An 18,210-nucleotide genomic window follows, 5' to 3' on the forward strand; every position below is an offset into this window, starting at 1 on the left:
CGCGGTCGAGGACCTCGCGGGCGGCCGGCGGGCGCTCCGCGCCCGGATCCTGGCCCCGCCGTTCCGGCGGCTGGACGTGCCCGCGCACCTCACGCTGGTGCACCCGCGCACCTCGCCGGCCGGCCCGGAGGCGTGGCGGGAGCTGCGCGGCGCCCGGTTCGACGCCGCGTTCACCGTGACCGAACTCCTGCTCACCGCGACCTCCGCGGCAGGCTGCACCGTGCTCGCGGCCGCTCCCCTGCGGCCGTAGCCGGCTCATCCGGCTCATACCGTCACCGGCGCCTCCCTTCGCCGGCACGCCGCCGCGTAGCCGGCGGGCGTGATCCCGATCGCCGCGGTGAAGTCGCGGATGAAGTGCGACTGATCGGAGTACCCGAGATCGACGGCGGCCTCCGCCCACGGCCGGTGCTGTTCCTGCGCCAGTAGAGCGGCGGCCTCGTGCAGCCGGTACCGGCGCAGCACCCACTTCGGGCTGACACCGACATACCGCGCGAACAGTCGCTGCAGGGTGCGCGGGCCGATATCGAACCGCTCGGCGACGTCGTCGACACGGCTGATCGTGCGATCGTGCAGCAACGTGGCGACGATCCGGCCGACGTACTCCACCTGGGGGTCGTAGGGCGGCCACCGCTCGCGCAGGAACTCCTCGACGAGCGCGATGAGTTCCTCGACCCGGGCCGTCGCGGTGAGCCGGGCGGCGAGCGCGGACGCGGGCGGCCCCCACAGCCGCTCGGCGGGCAGCACCGAACCGGTGATCTCCGACAGCGCGGTTCCGAGGAACGGGAGGAACGCCCCCGGCCGGAACTTGACGCCGAAGACCCGGCCGGTGTCGCGGTAGGCGTAGGTGAACCGGTCGCGCCCGACGCCGGAGATCGCGAGCCGCCCGCCGTCGAGCACCAGGTTGACGCACGGGTGGGGCAGCAGGGTGACCGACGCGGTGCGGCCCGGTGGGAGCTCCCAGGACACCAGCCAGTGCCGCTCGATCAGGTCGGCGAGGTCGGCGGCGGGTGGACGGCGGTCGAGCGTGAAATCGAGATCACGCACGCCGAGGACGCCGTACTCGCTCGTGGTGGCCACGTCCTGCGCCCAGGATGCCGCGCTCCACCGACAGTTCTGCGCCTTGACAAGAAAAGTTGTCGGCGGGACAGTGGGCACGTGCAGGAGCTCAGCGTCATCGAGGACCCGGCGGCGGCGGGCGTCTCCCTCGACCCGATGCGCGCGCGGCTGCTGGCCGAGCTCGCGGAGCCGGGCTCCGCCAGCAGCTTGGCGGCCAAGGTCGGACTCCCCCGCCAGAAGATCAACTACCACCTGCGGACGCTGGAACAGCACGGGCTCGTCGAGCTGGTCGAGGAGCGCCGCAGGGGCAACATGACCGAGCGGGTCATGCGCGCCACCGCGGCGAGCTACGTGATCTCACCCGCGGCGCTCGGCGCGGTCGCCCCCGATCCGTCGCGCGCCCCCGACCGCCTGTCGGCGCGCTGGCTGATCGCGGTCGCGGCCCGCACGGTCCGGGAGGTCGGGGAGCTCCTGGCCCGCGCGACGAAGGCAGGAAGACGACTGGCCACCTTCGCGATCGACGGCGAGGTCCGGTTCGCCTCCGCCGCCGACCGTGCCGCGTTCGCCGAGGAGCTCGCCTCCGCGGTCACCGCCTTGGTGGCCAAGTACCACGACGAGGCCGCGCCCGGTGGCCGCCCCCACCGGGTCGCGGTCACGGTGCACCCCACACTTTGGGAGGAGAAGCCGTGACGGAACGGCGCTTGGAGAAACAAGTCGAGCTCGACGCCACCCCCGAGCAGGTCTGGGAGGCGATCGCGACCGGTCCCGGCATCGCCACCTGGTTCGTGCCGCACCGGGTGGAACCCCGGGAGGGCGGCGTCGTCGAGCAGGACTACGGCGGCGGCTTCACCACGTCGGGACGTGTCACCGCGTGGGAACCGGGGCGCCGGTTCGCGTACGGCTCGTTCGACCAGCTCTCCGACGGTCACCCCGACTACGCCTACGAGTTCCTGGTCGAGGGTCGCGACGGTGGCAGCACCGTGCTGCGGTTCGTGCAGAGCGGCTTCCTCGACGGTGCCGACTGGGACGGCGAGTACGACAGCTTCGACGCCGGCTGGACCCTGTTCTTCGCCAACCTGCGCAACTACCTGCGGTACTTCCCCGGCCGCCCCGCCCAGAACGCGGTCGCGATGACCTACACGGCGGGGTCCGCCCGCGAGGTGTGGCCGGTGCTGCACCGCGGGCTCGGGCTCCCCGGTCATCCCGCGCTCGGCGACGAGGTCACGCTCGCCCCCGACGGGCCCAAGGCGATCACCGGGGTCGTGGACGTCGCGAACGACGAGTTCGTCGGCGTCCGCTCGGCCCACGGGCTGCACCGCATCGGTGCCGAGGGCGATGCCGGGTGTGGCGTCAGCGCGTACCACTACTTCTACGACGGGCCGGTCGACGCCGCCGCCGTCACCACCGACTGGCAGGCGTGGCTCACACGCCTGTTCCCCGTTCCGGAGGGAGAGCCTCGATGACTGCGGAGTGGAAGATCGGCACGTTCGTGCACCTCGACCTGACCGTTCCCGACGCGCCCGGGCTGCGCGACTTCTACGCGGACGTCGTCGGCTGGAAGCCCGAGCCGCTCGGCGACGACTGGATGATGCTGGCCGCGGACGGGACCCCGGCGGCCGGTGTCTGCCACGCCAGGGGCGAGAACGCCGACCTGCCGCCGCAGTGGCTCGCCTACATCGCCGTGGACGACCTCGACGCGAGCCTCGCGGCCGCGACACGCCGCGGGGGCGAGATCGTGGCGGGCCCGAAGGGCGAGGGCCCCGGCTCGTACGCGGTGATCCGCGACCCGGCCGGCGCCGTGCTCGCCCTCATCCGGCCCGCCACCTGACCGATCAGCGCTTCTGGAGGTGCATCGCCTCGAGCCGCCGGATGCGCTCGCGCAGCGGCGGGTGCGTGGAGAACAGCCGCGCGGCCTGCTCACCCGCCCGGAACGGGTTGGCGATCATCAGGTGCGACTGGGCGGTCAGCTGCGGCTGCGGAGGCAGCGGGGCGAGCTGGGTGCCGCGTTCGAGCTTGCGCAGTGCGGACGCCAGTGCGAGCGGATCGCCGGTGAGCTCGGCGCCGCTCGCGTCGGCCCCGTACTCCCGGGAGCGGCTCACCGCCATCTGCACCACCCCGGCCGCGACCGGCCCGAGCAGCGCGATGAGCAGCATGGCGAGCGGGTTGGGGCGGTCCTCGTCGCCGCCGCCGAACAGCCCGGCGAACATCGCCATGTTGGCCAGGAAGCCCACCATCGACGCGAGCGCGCCCGCGACGGACGAGACGAGGATGTCGCGGTTGTAGACGTGGCTCAGCTCGTGGCCGAGCACCGCGCGCAACTCGCGCTCGTCGAGCATCGCGAGCAGCCCGGTGGTGGCGCAGACCGCGGCGTGGCGCGGGCTACGGCCGGTGGCGAACGCGTTGGGCGCCGCGGTCGGGCTGATGTAGAGGCGCGGCATCGGCTGGCGTGCGGTGCGGGACAGCTCGCGGACAATCCGGTACATGACCGGGTGCTCCGCCTCGGTGAGGGGACGCGCGTGCATCGCCCGCAACGCGATCTTGTCGGAGTTGAAGTAGGCGTAGCCGTTCATCCCGAGGGCGAGCACCAATGCGATCAGCAGACCGCCCCGGCCGAACATCGACCCGACGAGCAGCACCAGAGCGCTCAACCCGCCGAGCAGCAGTGCCGTCTTCAACCCGTTCATCGACCTGTGCACTTCGGGTCCTTCCTTCCGACCCGTTCAACGAGCAAGGACCGGGCGGTGTTCCGGTCGCGCGGCGAGGGACGACCGTCACAGGCGCGGAGCCTCGGCCGGGGCGGGCCACTGCGGGCAGGATGCGCCCATGGCCACAGACGTCCGTACCGAGATCAGCGACGGGGTCGCCGTCCTCACCCTGTCGAACCCCGAGCGCCGCAACGCGATGAACCTGGAGATGTCCGGGAAGCTGATCGCCGCGCTCGACGCGGTCACCGCCGACGACGGCGTCGGGGCGATCGTGCTCACCGGGGAGGACCCCGCGTTCTGTGCGGGCGGCGACCTCGGGGAGCTCGCCGACGCCGACCCGGATCGGCTGCGCAACGTCTACGCCGGGTTCCTCGCGGTCGCCGACTGCCCACTGCCGACGGTCGCGGCAGTGAACGGTGCCGCCGTCGGAGCCGGGCTCAACCTGGCGCTCGCGGCCGACCTGCGCCTGGCCGGACCGCGGGCGAAGTTCGACGCGCGCTTCCTGCCGCTGGGCCTGCACCCGGGCGGCGGCTACACGTGGATGGCGCACCGGGTCCTCGGCCCGCAGGGCGCCGCGGCGGTCACGCTGTTCGGCGAGGTGCTCGACGCCGAGGAGGCTGCCCGGATCGGGCTGGTGCACCGGGTGGCCGACGACGTGGTCACCGCCGCCGTCGAGCTCGCCGGCCGGGCGGCCGCCGCGCCGCGCGACCTGGTGCGCGCCACCAAGGCGACGATGCGGCTGACCGCGGGAATGACCTCGCAGGCGGATGCCGTTGAGGTAGAGGTGCGGGCGCAGGCCGCTTCGGTGCACTCCACGGAGTTCCGCGAGCGGCTCGCCGCCCTCCAGCAGAAGATCAGCAAGTCCGGCCGTTGACACCCGACGGCGGGGTGTGACGTGGCACAGGGTGCGCGGACACCCCGCCCTACCGGGAGTTAACCTCGGAAGGCAACCCTCATCACGCCCCGTCGACCCGAGGACCGACCTCGAATGACTTCTGACACCGCCGTCGACCAGCCAGCGCAGTCCGGCGGCGGTCGTGAGGTGCTCCAGCGCGACCGCATCGTCATCCGCTTCGCAGGCGACTCCGGCGACGGCATGCAGCTCACGGGCGACCGTTTCACCTCAGAGACCGCCGCGTTCGGCAACGACCTGTCCACGCTGCCCAACTTCCCCGCCGAGATCCGGGCCCCTGCCGGCACCCTGCCGGGCGTGTCGTCGTTCCAGCTGCACTTCGCGAACTACGACATCCTCACGCCCGGCGACCGGCCCGACGTGCTCGTCGCGATGAACCCGGCCGCGCTCAAGGCCAACATCGCCGACCTGCCCGCGGGCGGCATCCTGATCGTCAACACCGACGAGTTCAGCAAGCGGAACCTGGCCAAGGTCGGGTACGAGGCGAACCCGCTCGAGGACGGCTCGCTGGAGCAGTACTCGGTGTTCCCGGTCGCGATGGCCACGCTCACCCGCGGGGCGCTGGAGGAGACCGGGCTGTCGAAGAAGGACGCGGAGCGGGCGAAGAACATGTTCGCCCTCGGCCTGCTGTCGTGGATGTACCACCGGCCGCACGAGAGCACCGAGCGGTTCCTGCGGGAGAAGTTCGCCCGCCGCCCCGACCTCGCCGAGGCCAACATCCTCGCGTTCAAGGCGGGCCACGCCTACGGCGAGACCACCGAGGCGTTCGCCGTCACCTACGAGGTGGCGCCCGCGAAGCTCGACGTGGGCACCTACCGGCAGATCACCGGCAACACCGCGCTCGCCTACGGGATCGTGGCCGCCGGGCAGACCACCGGACTGCCGGTGTTCCTCGGGTCGTACCCGATCACGCCGGCGTCGGACATCCTGCACGAGCTGTCCAAGCACAAGTCGTTCAACGTCACCACCTTCCAGGCAGAGGACGAGATCTCCGGCGTCGGTGCCGCGCTGGGTGCGGCGTTCGGCGGCTCGCTGGGCGTCACCACGACGTCGGGGCCCGGCGTCTCGCTGAAGTCGGAGACGATCGGCCTCGCGGTGGCCCTGGAGCTGCCGCTGCTGGTGGTCGACGTGCAGCGCGGCGGCCCGTCGACGGGTCTGCCCACCAAGACGGAGCAGGCCGACCTGCTGCAGGCAATGTTCGGCCGCAACGGCGAGGCGCCGCTGCCGATCATCGCGCCGCGCTCGCCCGGTGACTGCTTCGACGCGGCGCTGGAGGCCGCGCGCATCGCCGTCACCTACCGCACACCGGTGATGCTGTTGTCGGACGGGTCGCTGGCCAACGGGTCCGAGCCGTGGAAGGTGCCCGACGCCGCGTCGCTGCCGACCGTCGACCCGAACTTCGCGACCGCGCCGAACGCGCCGGACGACTCCGGCGAGTTCTGGCCCTACCTGCGCGACACCGACACCCTGGCCCGGCCGTGGGCCGTGCCCGGCACACCGGGGCTGGAGCACCGTATCGGCGGCCTGGAGAAGGCCGACGGCCGCGGCGCCATCTCCTACGACCCCGACAACCACGACCGGATGACCCGGCTGCGCGCCGCCAAGATCGACGGCATCCCGGTGCCGGACGTCGAGGTCGACGACCCCGACGGTGGCGCCGACGTGCTGGTCGTCGGCTGGGGCTCCACCTACGGCCCGATCGGCGCGGCCGCGCGGCGCGTCCGGGCGCAGGGGCACCAGGTCGCGACCGCGCACCTGCGCCACCTCAACCCGCTGCCGGCCAACCTCGGTGACGTGCTGGCCCGCTACCGCATCGTCGTGGTGCCCGAGATGAACCTCGGGCAGCTGTCGGTGCTGCTGCGCTCCCGTTACCTGATCGACGTGCAGAGCTACACGAAGGTCGCCGGGCTCCCCTTCAAGGCCGAGGAGCTGCAGGACGTCTTCCTCCACTACGTGAAGGGGGTTTCGGCATGACAGCGCTGGACCTGGGACTGCCGAGCATCGGGGGTCTCGACGGCGTCCCGACCACCGACGTCAAGCAGACCGCCAAGGACTACACCTCCGACCAGGAGGTGCGCTGGTGCCCCGGCTGCGGCGACTACGCCGTGCTCGCCGCCGTGCGCCAGTTCCTCCCCACCCTGGGCATCAAGCGCGAGAACACCGTCTTCGTCTCCGGGATCGGCTGCTCGTCGCGGTTCCCGTACTACCTCAACACCTACGGGATGCACTCGATCCACGGGCGCGCCCCGACCATCGCCACCGGCCTGGCGGTGTCCCGGCCGGACCTGTCGGTGTGGGTCGTCACCGGTGACGGCGACGCGCTGTCGATCGGCGGCAACCACCTGATCCACGCGCTGCGCCGCAACGTCAACCTCAAGATCCTGCTGTTCAACAACCGGATCTACGGTCTGACGAAGGGCCAGTACTCGCCGACGTCCGAGGAGGGCAAGGTCACCAAGTCCACGCCGATGGGCTCGGTCGACCACCCGTTCAACCCGATCTCGGTGGCGCTCGGCGCCGAGGCCACGTTCGTCGGCCGGGCCCTGGACTCCGACCGCAAGGGCCTCACCGAGGTCCTCGGCGCCGCCGCGGCCCACCGCGGCACCGCGCTGGTCGAGATCTTCCAGGACTGCCCGATCTTCAACGACGGCAGCTTCGACGTGCTCCGCAAGGGCGACGACGCCGCCGAGCGACTCATCCCCGTGCGCCACGGCCAGCCGATCCGCTTCGGCCCGGAGGCCGAGGACGGGCTGGGCAGCTACGCCGTGGTCCAGGACGGGTTCGGGCTGCGCGTCGCGAAGATCGACGAGGTCGACGCGTCGCAGGTGGTCGTGCACGACGCGACCGACCACAACCTCGCCTTCGCGCTGTCCCGGCTGTCGGACCAGGACCTCACCCACACCGTCACCGGGATCTTCCGCAACGTCGACCGCACCACCTACGACGACGCGGTGCGCGCCCAGGTCCAGCAGGCCCGCGAGACCGGCAGCAACGACCTGCAGGCGCTCCTGACCGGCCGCGACACCTGGACCATCGCCGGCTGACCCGCCGAGCGTACGAAGGGGGACCGTCGGCGACGGTCCCCCTTCGTCACGGCTTCTCAGGCCGTCCGATCGCCGGGGTCGTTCTCGGTGCGGTCAGCGGGCTGCCTGCTCAACCGGTCCAGGGCTTCCGCCGCGGCCGTTCCCGCCCCCTCCGGCCGGCGGGTGACGTCGGCGTCGAGTGCAGCCAGCGCCGGGTCGACCGGAGGTGGCGGGTCTGCGCGCTCGGCAGCGTCGGCAGTCTCGCCGGCGTCGTCGGGCCGGCCCGCCACGTGGGTACCCGGTTCGGCGCGATGCGTCGGGTGCGTGCCGCGAGTCTTTCGCAGCGGTCGCACGAACGCCAGCCACGTCACCGCCGCTCCGGCGAGGAACGCGATCGCGCACAGGACCCACACCTGTGCGAAGAGCGACCACACGACCGTCCTCCTACCCCGCGCCGATCTCTACCCGGCGGCTCTCCGCCGGAGCGGCCAACGGCTCCTCGGCACCGCGGCCACGGATGCTGATCCGCCCCCGGTCCACACCGGCCGCGACGAGCGCCTCGGCGACGACGACCGCGCGCTGCTCCGAGAGCTGCCGGCCGCCCTCGGCGTTGCCGGGGGTGTCGGCCACGTGCCCCTCCACGGCGACGGGCACGCCCGGCTCGGCCAGCAGCAACACGGCCACCTGCCGCACGGCGGCCGCGGCCTGCTCCGTCAAGTCGGCGCTGTCGGGTCCGAAGACGATCGGGCCGATCGCGGCGAGCTGCCCGGCCACCCGCTGTGCGGCATCCGGGCCCGGTGCCACCGCGGTCGTGGCCGATGTGGGCGGCGGGACGGCCGGCAGTGGAGCGGCCGACGGCAATTCCGCGGGCGACGCCTCCCGGGCGTCGACGGGCGGGCCGGTCCAGACGAGGGCGAACCCGGCGAGCGCGGTGGGCACCACGGCGAGCGCCACCACCCACCAGACCCGGGGCGCGGCGGCCGACCGGTACCGGTGCTCCCCCATGGCCCTCCTTCCGACGCGACGGGAGACTCATCCAGAAACGTCACGGTCAGATCACGGTGGGCATCGCAGCGGCCGCAATCACCCGATCGGGCGGCGTCCCGCGCGCGGGCGAGCGGCTGCGACCATGGGGAGTTCCGCGACGGCACGGTCGTCCGCAAGGACTCGTACTGGAAGATCGTCGATCCCTCGGCCGGTTGAGACCGCACTTCCGGTATGCGCGGTGCGGCTCGGCGTCAGGCGGTGCGGTCCACCACGTAGGTCGTCAGGGAGGTGAGAGCATCGCGGGCCGGGCAGTCGGGCAGCTTCTCCAGCTCCGCGCGGGCGGCAGCGGCCTGCTCGGCCAGGACGGTCCGGGCCCGGGCAAGACCCGGCCCGACGCGCAGCAGCGCGAGCGCCTCCTCCACCTCGGCGTCGTCGCTGAGGGGTTGGGCCAGCAGCGTGCGCAACCGATCGGCGACGGTGCCGGTGTCCTGCAGCGCGTACAGCATCGGAAGGGTGAGCACGCCCTCGCGGAGGTCCGTGCCCGGTGTCTTGCCCGAGCGCTCCGAGGCCGACGCGATGTCGATGACGTCGTCGGAGATCTGGAACGCCGTGCCGATGATCGCGCCGAACCGGTGCAGCGACTCGACGTGCTCCGGCGGGCAGCCGGCGAACATGCCGCCGTAGCGGCCCGACGTGGCGATCAGCGACCCGGTCTTCTCCGCGATCACTGCCAGGTAGTGCTGCACCGGGTCCTCGCCGGGGCGTGGGCCACGCGTCTCCCGCATCTGACCGGTGACCAGCTCGGCGAACGTCTCGGCGATGATCCGTACCGCGTCCGGACCGAGGTCGGCCACGAGCCGGGACGCATGCGCGAACAGGAAGTCACCGGTGAGGATCGCGACCGTGTTGTCCCAGCGCGAGTTCGCGCTCTCCGCGCCGCGCCGCATCGTGGCCGAGTCCATGACGTCGTCGTGGTACAGCGTGGCCAGGTGGATCAGCTCCACCACCGCCCCGGCGATGATCACCTCGTCGGCGTCGGGCCGCGGCCCCATCTGTGCCCCGAGCAGGGTGAACAGCGGCCGGAACCGCTTGCCGCCGGCGTCGATCAGATGCAACGACGTCTCGGTGACGAACCGGTAGTCGCTGTGCACCTCGCGGTGCAGCAGGTCCTCCACCCGGTCCAGGCCCGCCGCCGTGGCGGCGGCGAGCTCGGGGTCCCCGAGCTCCACACCCGCAATCGCGTTGCTACTCACGCTGCTCAGCCTACGAAGGCCCCGCCACCGGCCCAGCCCAAGGCCAGGGTCGGCACGATTCCGAGCAGCAGGGTGACGAGCACGCCGAGCGTGATCGCCGCGGTCGTGAACGCGCCGGGCACCGTGACGGTGGGCCCGTCCGGCGCGGGCTCGCTGAAGTACATGAGCACGATCACCCGGACGTAGAAGAACGCCGCGATGGCGCTCGCCACGAGCGCGATGACCACCAGCGGCGCCATACCGTCGGCGAGCGCGGCCGAGAACACCGCGAACTTCGCCGTGAAACCGCTGGTCAGGGGGATCCCGGCGAGCGCGAGGAGCAGGAACGTCATCACGCCCGCCACCACCGGCGACCGCTTGGCGAGCCCGGCCCACTGCGAGAGGTGGGTGGCCTCGCCGTCGGCGTTCCGGACCAGGCTGATCACGCCGAAGACCGCGATCGTGGTGAAGCCGTACGCCAGGAGGTAGAACAGCGTGCCCGAGATGCCCTGATCGGTGATCGCGATCGCGCCGAGCAGCAGGAAGCCGGCGTGCGCCACCGAGGAGTAGGCCACCATCCGCTTCACGTCGGTCTGGGTGAGACCGAGCACAGCACCGATCACCATCGAGGCGATCACGATCGCCCAGAGGACGCCGCGCCACTCCCAGCGGGTGTCGCCGAACGCCACGTGCAGCACCCGCAGGATCGCGCCGAACGCAGCCACCTTCGTGCACGCCGCCATGAACGCCGTGACCGGCGTGGGCGCGCCCTGGTAGACGTCCGGCGTCCACGTGTGGAACGGGCCCACCGAGGCCTTGAACATCAGCCCGATGACGAGCAGCGCGAGTCCGCCGAACAGCAGGGTGTCCGAACGGGCCGACCCGACCGCGGCCTCGGCGATCTCGGTGAAGCGCACCGAGCCCGCGTAGCCGTACAGCAGCGCCAGGCCGTAGAGGAAGAACGCCGACGCGAAGGCGCCGAGCAGGAAGTACTTGACCGCCGCCTCCTGCGACAGCAGCCGCCTGCGGCGGGCCAGCCCGCACATCAGGTACAGCGGCAGGCTCAGCACCTCGAGCGCGATGAACATCGTGAGCAGGTCGTTGGCCGCGCAGAAGGTCATCATCCCGCCGAGCGCGAACAGCGTGAACGGGAAGACCTCGGTCTGCATCGTGGGCGCCTGCCCCGGCAGCCCGTAGGAGCGGCCCTCGGCCGTGTTGACCGGTCCGACGCCGACCGACCCGCCGCCGACGGCGGCCCGCTCCACGGAGGACGCGATGAACGCCCCGCCGGGTTCGACCGAGCGGTCGGCGATGAGCAGCACGCCGCCGAGCCCAAGTGCGAGCAGGGTGCCCCACAGGAACAGGGTGGGCGTGTCGACCGCGATCGCGTCGGCCAGCGTCGTGATCGGGTCCGGGCCGCTGCCCGCGTACAGCCCGAGCGCGACGCCCGCTCCGCCGAGCGCGACGACCGCCAGCGCCACCTGGGCAGGCCACCGCTGGTGGCGCGGCAGGAACGCCTCCACCAGCACGGCGACGCACGCCGCACCGAGCACGATGAGCAGCGGGGCGATCGCCGCGTAGTCGATCGGGGGCGCTGACAGCGCCCCCTGGGCCAGCGTGCTCGTCACCGGGACAGTCCTCCCACCGGGTCGGCGAGACCCACTTCGTTCAAGGTGGCCATCACGGACGGATTGATGACCTCGAGCACCGGGCCGGGAAAGAACCCGAGCACGATGATCATCACGATCAGCGGCGTGAGCACCGCGATCTCACGGCCCGACAGGTCGGGGAACCCGCTGCCGTCGCGCTTCGCGGAGACGGCCGGGTCGAGCAGGGTGCCGGGCCCGCCGGAACGCTCCAGCGCACCGAGGACCGCGGCGCCGCGGACCGGGCCCTGCATCGTCCGCTGGTACATCCACAGCACGTAGAGCGCCGCGAAGATGATGCCGACGGTGGCCAGGATCGTGAAGACCGGCTGCCGCGGGAACGAGCCCACCAGCACCAGGAACTCGCTGATGAACGAGTTGGTGCCGGGCAGCGCGAGCGACGACAGGCCCGCCACGAGGAACGCCCCCGCCAGCAGCGGCGCGATCTTCGAGACGCCGCCGTAGTCGCCGACGAGCCGCGACCCGCCGCGGGCGATCAGCAGGCCGACCACGATGAACAGCATCCCCGTCGAGATGCCGTGGTTGACCATGTAGAGCGTGGCGCCCGCGAACGCCTGCGTGGAGAACGCGAAGATCCCCAGCGCGATGAACCCGAAGTGCGCGATCGAGGTGTAGGCGACGAAGCGCTTCATGTCGGTCTGGCCGACCGCGAGCAGCGCGCCGTACAGCACGCCGATCACCGCGAGGACGAGCACGAGCGGCGCAAGGCGCTGCGACGCGAGCGGGAACAGCGGCAGGCAGTACCGCAGGAAGCCGAACGTGCCGACCTTGTCCAGCACGCCGACGAGCAGCACGCCGGCCCCGACCGGCGCCTCGGCACCGGCGTCGGGCAGCCAGGTGTGGAACGGCACCAGCGGTGCCTTGATCGCGAAGGCGACGAAGAACCCGAGGAACAGCCAGATCTGCGTGGACTCCGGGACGTCGGCGGCGATGGCCTGCAGCTCGGTCCAGGAGAACGTGGCCTGGTCCAGCCGGTTGCCGCTCACGACGTACAGCCCGATCACCGAGGCCAGCATGATCAGCCCGCCGAGCAGCGAGTACAGGAAGAACTTCACCGCCGCGTACTGCCTGCGCGGCCCGCCGAAACGCCCGATCATGAAGTACATCGGGATCAGCATGGCCTCGAAGAACACGTAGAACAGGAAGACGTCGGTGGCCGCGAATACGCCGACGAGCAGGCCCTGGGTGGTCAGCAGCAGCGCGAAGAAGCCGGCCGCGGTGCGCCCTTCGGGGAGCTTCTCCTCCCAGGAGAAGCCCATGACGATCGGCACCAGCACGGCGATCAGCGCGAGCATCACCAGCGCGATGCCGTCGACGCCGAGCGCGAACTGCGTGCCGAACGCGGGGATCCACGGCACGGCCAGCTCGAGCTGGAAGCGGGTACCCGCCGCGGCGTCGGCCACCGAGTAGGAGAACCACGTCACCGCGGTGAGCACCAGCGACGCGAGCGCGAAGCCGAACGCGACGAGCTTGGCGAGCCGCGCGTTGCCCTTCAGCGGCGCCACCACCAGCGCACCGACCAGCGGCAGCACCAGAAGGATCAGCAGCAACACATTGCCTCCGGTCATGCGAACCGCACCGCCAACAGCGCCGCGACGACGAGCACTCCGCCGCCCATCATCGACAGGGCATAGGACCGGACGAACCCGGTCTGGGCCCGCCGCATCCGTCCCGAACTGCCGCCCAGCAGCGCCGCGGTGCCGTTGACGATGCCGTCGACGCCACGGTTGTCCACGTAGACCAGCGCCCGGGTGAGCCAGGTGCCCGGCCGGGCGATGAGGGTCTCGTTGATCGCGTTGGCGTACAGGTCGCGCCGCGCGGCCCGCACCGGCAGCGACACCGGCTCCGGCTTCTCCACCGGAGTGGGTCGCCTGCCCACGGTGAGGTAGGCGATCAGCACGCCGAGCGCGGAGATCCCGACGACGAGGAACGGCACCACCGAGTGCCCGAGGACGCCGTCGTGCGGCTCCTCCAGCTCACCCAGCGTCGGCGCGAGCCAGTCGACCAGCACGTGGCCGTTGTAGAGCAGGAAGCCGGCCGCCACCGACCCGACGGCGAGCACGATCATCGGCACGGTCATCACGGCGGGCGACTCGTGCGGGTGGTAGTCCTCGCCGTGCTCGGTCTTCAGGTTCTGCCAGCGCTTCTCGCCGAAGAACGTCATGAGCATCAGGCGGGTCATGTAGAAGGCGGTGAGCCCGGCCGCGAGCGTGGCCGCCCCGCCGAACACCCAGCCCTGCCAGCCCGGCTGCCCGAACGACGCGGCGATGATCTCGTCCTTCGAGAAGTACCCGGACAGGAACGGGAAGCCGATCAGCGCGAGATAACCCAGCCCGAACGTCACGAACGTGATCGGCATGTACCGCGCGAGCCCTCCGTAGCGGCGCATGTCGACCTCGTCGTGCATCGCGTGCATCACCGAGCCGGCCCCGAGGAACAGCCCCGCCTTGAAGAAGCCGTGGGTGAGCAGGTGGAAGATGCCCAGTGCGTACCCGGCCGGGCCGAGCCCGACGGCGAGGATCATGTAGCCGATCTGGCTCACGGTGGAGTACGCGAGCACCTTCTTGATGTCGTCGTAGGCGCACCCGATGATCGCCCCGATCAGCAGGGTAACCACACCGACCAGCGCGACGACCAGCCGTCCCGTCTCGGTCAGGTTGTAGATCGGGTTGGCCCGGGCGATGAGGTAGACGCCCGCCGTGACCATCGTGGCCGCGTGGATCAGCGCCGAGACCGGCGTGGGGCCCTCCATGGCGTCGGGGAGCCAGGACTGGAGCGGGAACTGGCCGGACTTGCCGCACGCGCCGAGCAGCAGCAGCACGGTGATCGCCAGGATGACGCCCTGGTCGACCTCGCCGATGCGCGCGAACACCTCGCTGTACTGGAGCGTGCCGAGGTGCAGCCAGAGCAGGAAGATCGCGATCGCGAGCCCGACGTCACCGACGCGGTTCATCAGGAACGCCTTCTTCGCGGCCGTGGCCGCGGACGGGCGGTTCTGGTAGAAGCCGATCAGCAGGTAGGACGCCAGGCCGACGCCCTCCCAGCCGAGGTAGAGCATCACGAAGTTGTCGCCGAGGACGAGCACGAGCATCGCCGCGACGAACAGGTTGAGCTGCGCGAAGAAGCGGCGGCGCGCGGAGTCGTCACTGGGCTCGCCGTCGCCCTCGCTGTCGTGCGGCGCCATGTAGCCGACCGAGTAGATGTGGATCAGCGATCCGACCCCGGTGATCAGCAGCACGAACGTCAGCGACAGCGGGTCGAGCCGCACGCCGAAGTCGATGTCCAGGCCGCCCACCGCGATCCAGGAGAACAGCGACAGCTCGCGGGCGCGCTGCTCGGGGGCGAGCCCCACGGTCTCGAGGAAGATCACCAGGCCGATCACGAAGGACGCGACGACGGTGAGCACGCCCAGCCAGTGCCCCCACGCGTTGGCACGTCGCCCGGTGACGAACAGGACAAGCGCGCCCGCGGCAGGCAGCACGAACAACAGCCAGGCGAGCGAGGCCGCCCCGGTGGCGGCTCCCACGTCGACGACCTCAGTCACGTCAGGCCTCCGCAGGTCGGAGCCACACTGCTGTCAGGACCGGGGTCGGAGCAGCAGTACGGCTCCGAGGTGCGGTTGGTTTCGGGGAGCATCTCTTCGCCTCAGTACTTCAGGAGGTTCGCGTCGTCCACCGACGCGGTCCGGCGGGTGCGGAAGATCGACATGATGATCGCGAGGCCGACCACGACCTCCGCGGCGGCCACGACCATCACGAAGAACGCCATGACCTGGCCGTCCAGCGAGCCGTTGATGCGCGCGAACGTGACCAGGGAGAGGTTCACGGCGTTGAGCATCAGCTCGATGCACATGAACACGACGATCGCGTTGCGGCGCACCAGCACGCCGACCGCACCGATGGAGAACAGCAGCGCGGAGAGCAGCAGGTAGTAGGTGGGGGTCACCGGGACTCCTCGTCGGTGTCGGCCACGGCGTCGGTGCGGTCGGGGCGGCCACCGGTGAGGGCGCGCGCCCCGGGGTCCGGCTCGTCCTCGGTGGGCCGCACCGGAGTGGCGTCGATGATCGCGGAGATCGACTCCGGTGCGATCGACCCGTCCGGCAGCACGGCGGGCACGGCCACCGAGTTCCCGGTGGCGTAGACGCCCGGGCCGGGCAGCGGGGAGATGCGGTCGTGCTCGCCGCGCAACCGGGCCTCGACGGTGGCCCGCTGGCCCCGCTTGGCGTGGGCCTTGCCCTGGGCGAACGCCAGGACCATGCCCCCGAGTGCGGCCGTGATGAGCAGCGCCGAGGTGAGCTCGAACGCGAACAGGTAGTCGGTGAAGATCAGCGCGCCGAGCCCGGTGACGTTGCCGTTCGAGCCGGCGGCGCCGGCGGCCAGCCCGACCGGCGTGACGGCCGTGAGGGAGCGGGCGATCGCGGCCACCAGCAGCACCGCCAGCCCGACGCCGAACGCGAGCGCCGCGACGCGCTGCCCGCGCAGCACTTCGACGACGGTGTCGGAGCTGTCCCGGCCGACCAGCATCAGCACGAACAGGAACAGCATCATGACGGCGCCCGTGTAGACGATGATCTGCACGAAACCGAGGAACGGCGCCTGCTGCACGATGTAGAACACCGCGAGGCTGAACATCGTGAGCACCAGCATCAGCGCCGAGTGCACGGCGTTGCGGGCGAACACCATGCCGAGTGCGCCGAGCAGCGCGACCGGGCCGAGGATCCAGAAGGTGATGGCCTCGCCGGTGGTGACGACCTCGGTGGCCTGCTGAGCGAGAGTGATCACTTGACCTGCTCCCCCACCGGGTCGTTGTCGGCGCCCTTGCGGGCGAGGACCGGACCCTGCACGTAGTAGTCCTGCTCGTCGTCGCCCAGGCGCATCGGGTGCGGCGGCTGCTCCATGCCGGGCAGCAGCGGCGCGAGCAGCTGCTCCTTCGTGTAGATCAGGTCCTGCCGGTTGTCGTCGGCCAGCTCGTAGAAGTTGGTCATCGTCAGTGAGCGGGTGGGACAGGCCTCGATGCATAGCCCGCAGCCGATGCAGCGCAGGTAGTTGATCTGGTAGATCGCGCCGTAGCGCTCACCCGGGGAGTAGCGGGCCTCCTCGGTGTTGTCGCCGCCCTCCACGTAGATGGCGTCGGCGGGGCAGGCCCACGCGCAGAGCTCGCAGCCGACACACTTCTCCAGCCCGTCCGGGTGCCGGTTGAGCTGGTGACGCCCGTGGTAGCGCGGCGCGGCGGGCGGGAAGTCCTCCGGGTACTCCTCGGTGACGACCTTCTTGAACATCGTCCCGAAGGTGACGCCGAAGCCCTTGAAGAAGTCGAACATCTACTCGTTCTCCTTGCCGCTGAGCGCGGGCGTGCGGTTGTCCGCCGGGCTCTCGAGGGGGCGGCGGCGCAGCTTGTGCCGCGAGGGGGTGGGCACTGCGAGGTCCAGCGGCGGCACCGGGTAGTCCGACGCCAGCTCGATCACCGGCTCCTCGACCTTGCGGTCGGGCACCAGGAACGCCACCAGCAGCACCACCGCCAGCAGGATGCCGAGGCCGATCAGCAGCGCGGTGACGCTGCCACCGGAGGAGCGCCACGCGCGGATCGCGAAGACCGCCAGGATCCACAGCAGGCTGCCGGGGACCAGCACCTTCCAGCCCAGCCGCATGAACTGGTCGTAGCGGTACCGGGGCAGCGTGCCGCGCAGCCAGATGAAGACGAACAGGAAGATGAACGTCTTGATCAGGAACGCGATCATCTGCAGCCAGCCGTTGCCGTTGAGGAACGACAGCGGCCACGGCCAGGTGCCGCCGCCGAGGAACAGCGTGGTGGCCATCGCCGAGACCGTCACCATGTTCACGTACTCGGCCAGGAAGAATAGCGCGAACTTCAGCGACGAGTACTCGGTGTGGAACCCGCCCACCAGCTCCGACTCGGCCTCCGGGAGGTCGAACGGGGCCCGGTTGGTCTCGCCGACCATCGCGATGACGAACACGACGAAGCTCGGCGCGAGCAGCAGGACGTACCACCAGTCCGCCGACTGGGCCGCGACGATGTCGGCGGTGGACAGCGACCCGGCGTAGAGGATGACCCCGACGACCGAGAGGCCGAGCGCGATCTCGTAGGAGATCACCTGGGCAGCGCTGCGCAGTGCCGCGATCAGCGGGTACGGCGAGCCGGACGCCCAGCCGCCGAGCACGATCCCGTACACCCCGATCGAGCTCGCGGCCAGCACGACCAGCACCCCGACCGGCAGGTCGACCAACTGCAGCACGGTGGGCTCGCCGAAGATCGAGACCTCGCCGCCGAACGGGATCACCGAGAACGCGACGAACGCCGGGATCGTGGAGATGACCGGGGCGATGAAGTACACCCGCTTGTCGGCCATCACCGGCATGATGTCTTCCTTGAAGGCGAGCTTGAGCCCGTCGGCAAGGGACTGGAGCCAGCCACCGGGACCGGTGCGGTTCGGGCCGGGACGCTGCTGCATCCGGCCCACCACCTTGCGCTCCCAGTTGATCATGAACAGGGTGAGCACCACGCCGATGGCGAACAGCGCCACGACCTTGAGCAGGATCAGCCAGAGCGGGTCGTCCGCCAGCAGCTCCTGCGTGCGTGTCATGCCCTCCTGGGCCTGCACCGGGACGT

Annotated in this window: 19 protein-coding genes; 7 read left to right on the forward strand and 12 right to left on the reverse strand. The window is 71.2% G+C overall.

Annotation, left to right across the window (positions count from 1 at the left end):
* Positions 1–250: hypothetical protein (locus KME75_RS02375; RefSeq protein ID WP_219412838.1), on the forward strand; the 250-nt coding region annotated here is incomplete at its 5' end.
* 14 nt (positions 251–264) lie between these two features.
* Here the strand turns inward: KME75_RS02375 and KME75_RS45565 are convergent.
* The gene (locus KME75_RS45565; protein WP_219412839.1) at positions 265–1,077 is read right to left on the reverse strand and encodes an AraC family transcriptional regulator; all 813 of its coding nucleotides are present in this window, start codon (positions 1,075–1,077) and stop codon (positions 265–267) included.
* 135 nt (positions 1,078–1,212) lie between these two features.
* Between KME75_RS45565 and KME75_RS02385 the strand changes: the two genes are divergently transcribed.
* The 3 genes from KME75_RS02385 to KME75_RS02395 are packed head-to-tail and all read left to right on the forward strand — an operon-like array spanning position 1,213 to position 2,884.
* Positions 1,213–1,746: an ArsR/SmtB family transcription factor gene (locus tag KME75_RS02385; protein ID WP_246631329.1), complete on the forward strand. Its 534-nt coding sequence runs from the start codon at positions 1,213–1,215 to the stop codon at positions 1,744–1,746.
* A complete protein-coding gene (locus KME75_RS02390) occupies positions 1,743–2,519 on the forward strand; it encodes an SRPBCC family protein (protein WP_219412841.1) in 777 nt (258 codons plus the stop codon). Before KME75_RS02385 ends, KME75_RS02390 begins: the two co-directional genes overlap by 4 nt.
* Positions 2,516–2,884: a VOC family protein gene (locus KME75_RS02395; protein WP_219412842.1), complete on the forward strand. Its 369-nt coding sequence runs from the start codon at positions 2,516–2,518 to the stop codon at positions 2,882–2,884. The genes KME75_RS02390 and KME75_RS02395 overlap by 4 nt, the downstream gene beginning before the upstream one ends.
* Positions 2,885–2,888: 4 nt before the next feature.
* Here KME75_RS02395 and htpX read toward each other — a convergent pair whose 3' ends face one another.
* The gene (htpX, locus tag KME75_RS02400; RefSeq protein ID WP_219412843.1) at positions 2,889–3,752 is read right to left on the reverse strand and encodes a zinc metalloprotease HtpX; all 864 of its coding nucleotides are present in this window, start codon (positions 3,750–3,752) and stop codon (positions 2,889–2,891) included.
* A gap of 127 nt (positions 3,753–3,879) precedes the next feature.
* On the opposite strand from htpX, the gene KME75_RS02405 reads away from it, so the two are divergent.
* The 3 genes from KME75_RS02405 to KME75_RS02415 all read left to right on the forward strand — a co-directional run bounded on the left by KME75_RS02405 (position 3,880) and on the right by KME75_RS02415 (position 7,718).
* Complete coding sequence (locus tag KME75_RS02405) at positions 3,880–4,635, forward strand: enoyl-CoA hydratase (RefSeq protein WP_219412844.1); 756 nt, start codon at positions 3,880–3,882, stop codon at positions 4,633–4,635.
* Positions 4,636–4,749: 114 nt separating this feature from the next.
* Entirely contained in the window at positions 4,750–6,648 is a 1,899-nt protein-coding gene (locus KME75_RS02410) for a 2-oxoacid:acceptor oxidoreductase subunit alpha (RefSeq protein ID WP_219412845.1), read from the forward strand.
* Positions 6,645–7,718, forward strand: coding sequence for a 2-oxoacid:ferredoxin oxidoreductase subunit beta (locus KME75_RS02415; RefSeq protein WP_219412846.1), 1,074 nt, complete (start codon positions 6,645–6,647; stop codon positions 7,716–7,718). Before KME75_RS02410 ends, KME75_RS02415 begins: the two co-directional genes overlap by 4 nt.
* 56 nt (positions 7,719–7,774) lie before the next feature.
* Here the strand turns inward: KME75_RS02415 and KME75_RS02420 are convergent, their stop codons facing one another.
* The 10 genes from KME75_RS02420 to nuoH all read right to left on the reverse strand — a co-directional run bounded on the left by KME75_RS02420 (position 7,775) and on the right by nuoH (position 18,184).
* Complete coding sequence (locus KME75_RS02420; RefSeq protein ID WP_219412847.1) at positions 7,775–8,131, reverse strand: hypothetical protein; 357 nt, start codon at positions 8,129–8,131, stop codon at positions 7,775–7,777.
* A 10-nt stretch (positions 8,132–8,141) separates the two neighbouring features.
* Positions 8,142–8,702 (reverse strand): OmpA family protein, encoded by a 561-nt coding sequence (locus tag KME75_RS02425; protein WP_219412848.1) that lies wholly within the window; start codon positions 8,700–8,702, stop codon positions 8,142–8,144.
* Between the two features lie 233 nt (positions 8,703–8,935).
* Complete coding sequence (locus KME75_RS02430) at positions 8,936–9,937, reverse strand: polyprenyl synthetase family protein (protein ID WP_219412849.1); 1,002 nt, start codon at positions 9,935–9,937, stop codon at positions 8,936–8,938.
* A gap of 5 nt (positions 9,938–9,942) precedes the next feature.
* Positions 9,943–11,544, reverse strand: coding sequence for an NADH-quinone oxidoreductase subunit NuoN (gene nuoN / locus KME75_RS02435; RefSeq protein ID WP_219412850.1), 1,602 nt, complete (start codon positions 11,542–11,544; stop codon positions 9,943–9,945).
* Positions 11,541–13,151 (reverse strand): NADH-quinone oxidoreductase subunit M, encoded by a 1,611-nt coding sequence (locus tag KME75_RS02440; RefSeq protein WP_219412851.1) that lies wholly within the window; start codon positions 13,149–13,151, stop codon positions 11,541–11,543. Before KME75_RS02440 ends, nuoN begins: the two co-directional genes overlap by 4 nt.
* Entirely contained in the window at positions 13,148–15,127 is a 1,980-nt protein-coding gene (gene nuoL / locus KME75_RS02445; protein ID WP_219412852.1) for an NADH-quinone oxidoreductase subunit L, read from the reverse strand. Before nuoL ends, KME75_RS02440 begins: the two co-directional genes overlap by 4 nt.
* Before the next feature lie 101 nt (positions 15,128–15,228).
* On the reverse strand, positions 15,229–15,528 hold the full coding sequence (gene nuoK, locus KME75_RS02450) for an NADH-quinone oxidoreductase subunit NuoK (protein ID WP_219412853.1): 300 nt from the start codon (positions 15,526–15,528) through the stop codon (positions 15,229–15,231).
* The gene (locus KME75_RS02455; protein WP_219412854.1) at positions 15,525–16,364 is read right to left on the reverse strand and encodes an NADH-quinone oxidoreductase subunit J; all 840 of its coding nucleotides are present in this window, start codon (positions 16,362–16,364) and stop codon (positions 15,525–15,527) included. The genes nuoK and KME75_RS02455 overlap by 4 nt, the downstream gene beginning before the upstream one ends.
* Positions 16,361–16,903 (reverse strand): NADH-quinone oxidoreductase subunit NuoI, encoded by a 543-nt coding sequence (gene nuoI, locus KME75_RS02460; RefSeq protein WP_219412855.1) that lies wholly within the window; start codon positions 16,901–16,903, stop codon positions 16,361–16,363. Before nuoI ends, KME75_RS02455 begins: the two co-directional genes overlap by 4 nt.
* Positions 16,904–18,184 carry an NADH-quinone oxidoreductase subunit NuoH gene (gene nuoH / locus KME75_RS02465; protein WP_219412919.1) on the reverse strand — a complete coding sequence of 427 codons (1,281 nt, stop codon included), beginning with the start codon at positions 18,182–18,184 and terminating at the stop codon, positions 16,904–16,906.
* Positions 18,185–18,210: the final 26 nt, after the last annotated feature.

Source organism: Pseudonocardia nigra (genome assembly GCF_019396355.1).
Lineage (GTDB): Bacteria > Actinomycetota > Actinomycetes > Mycobacteriales > Pseudonocardiaceae > Pseudonocardia > Pseudonocardia nigra.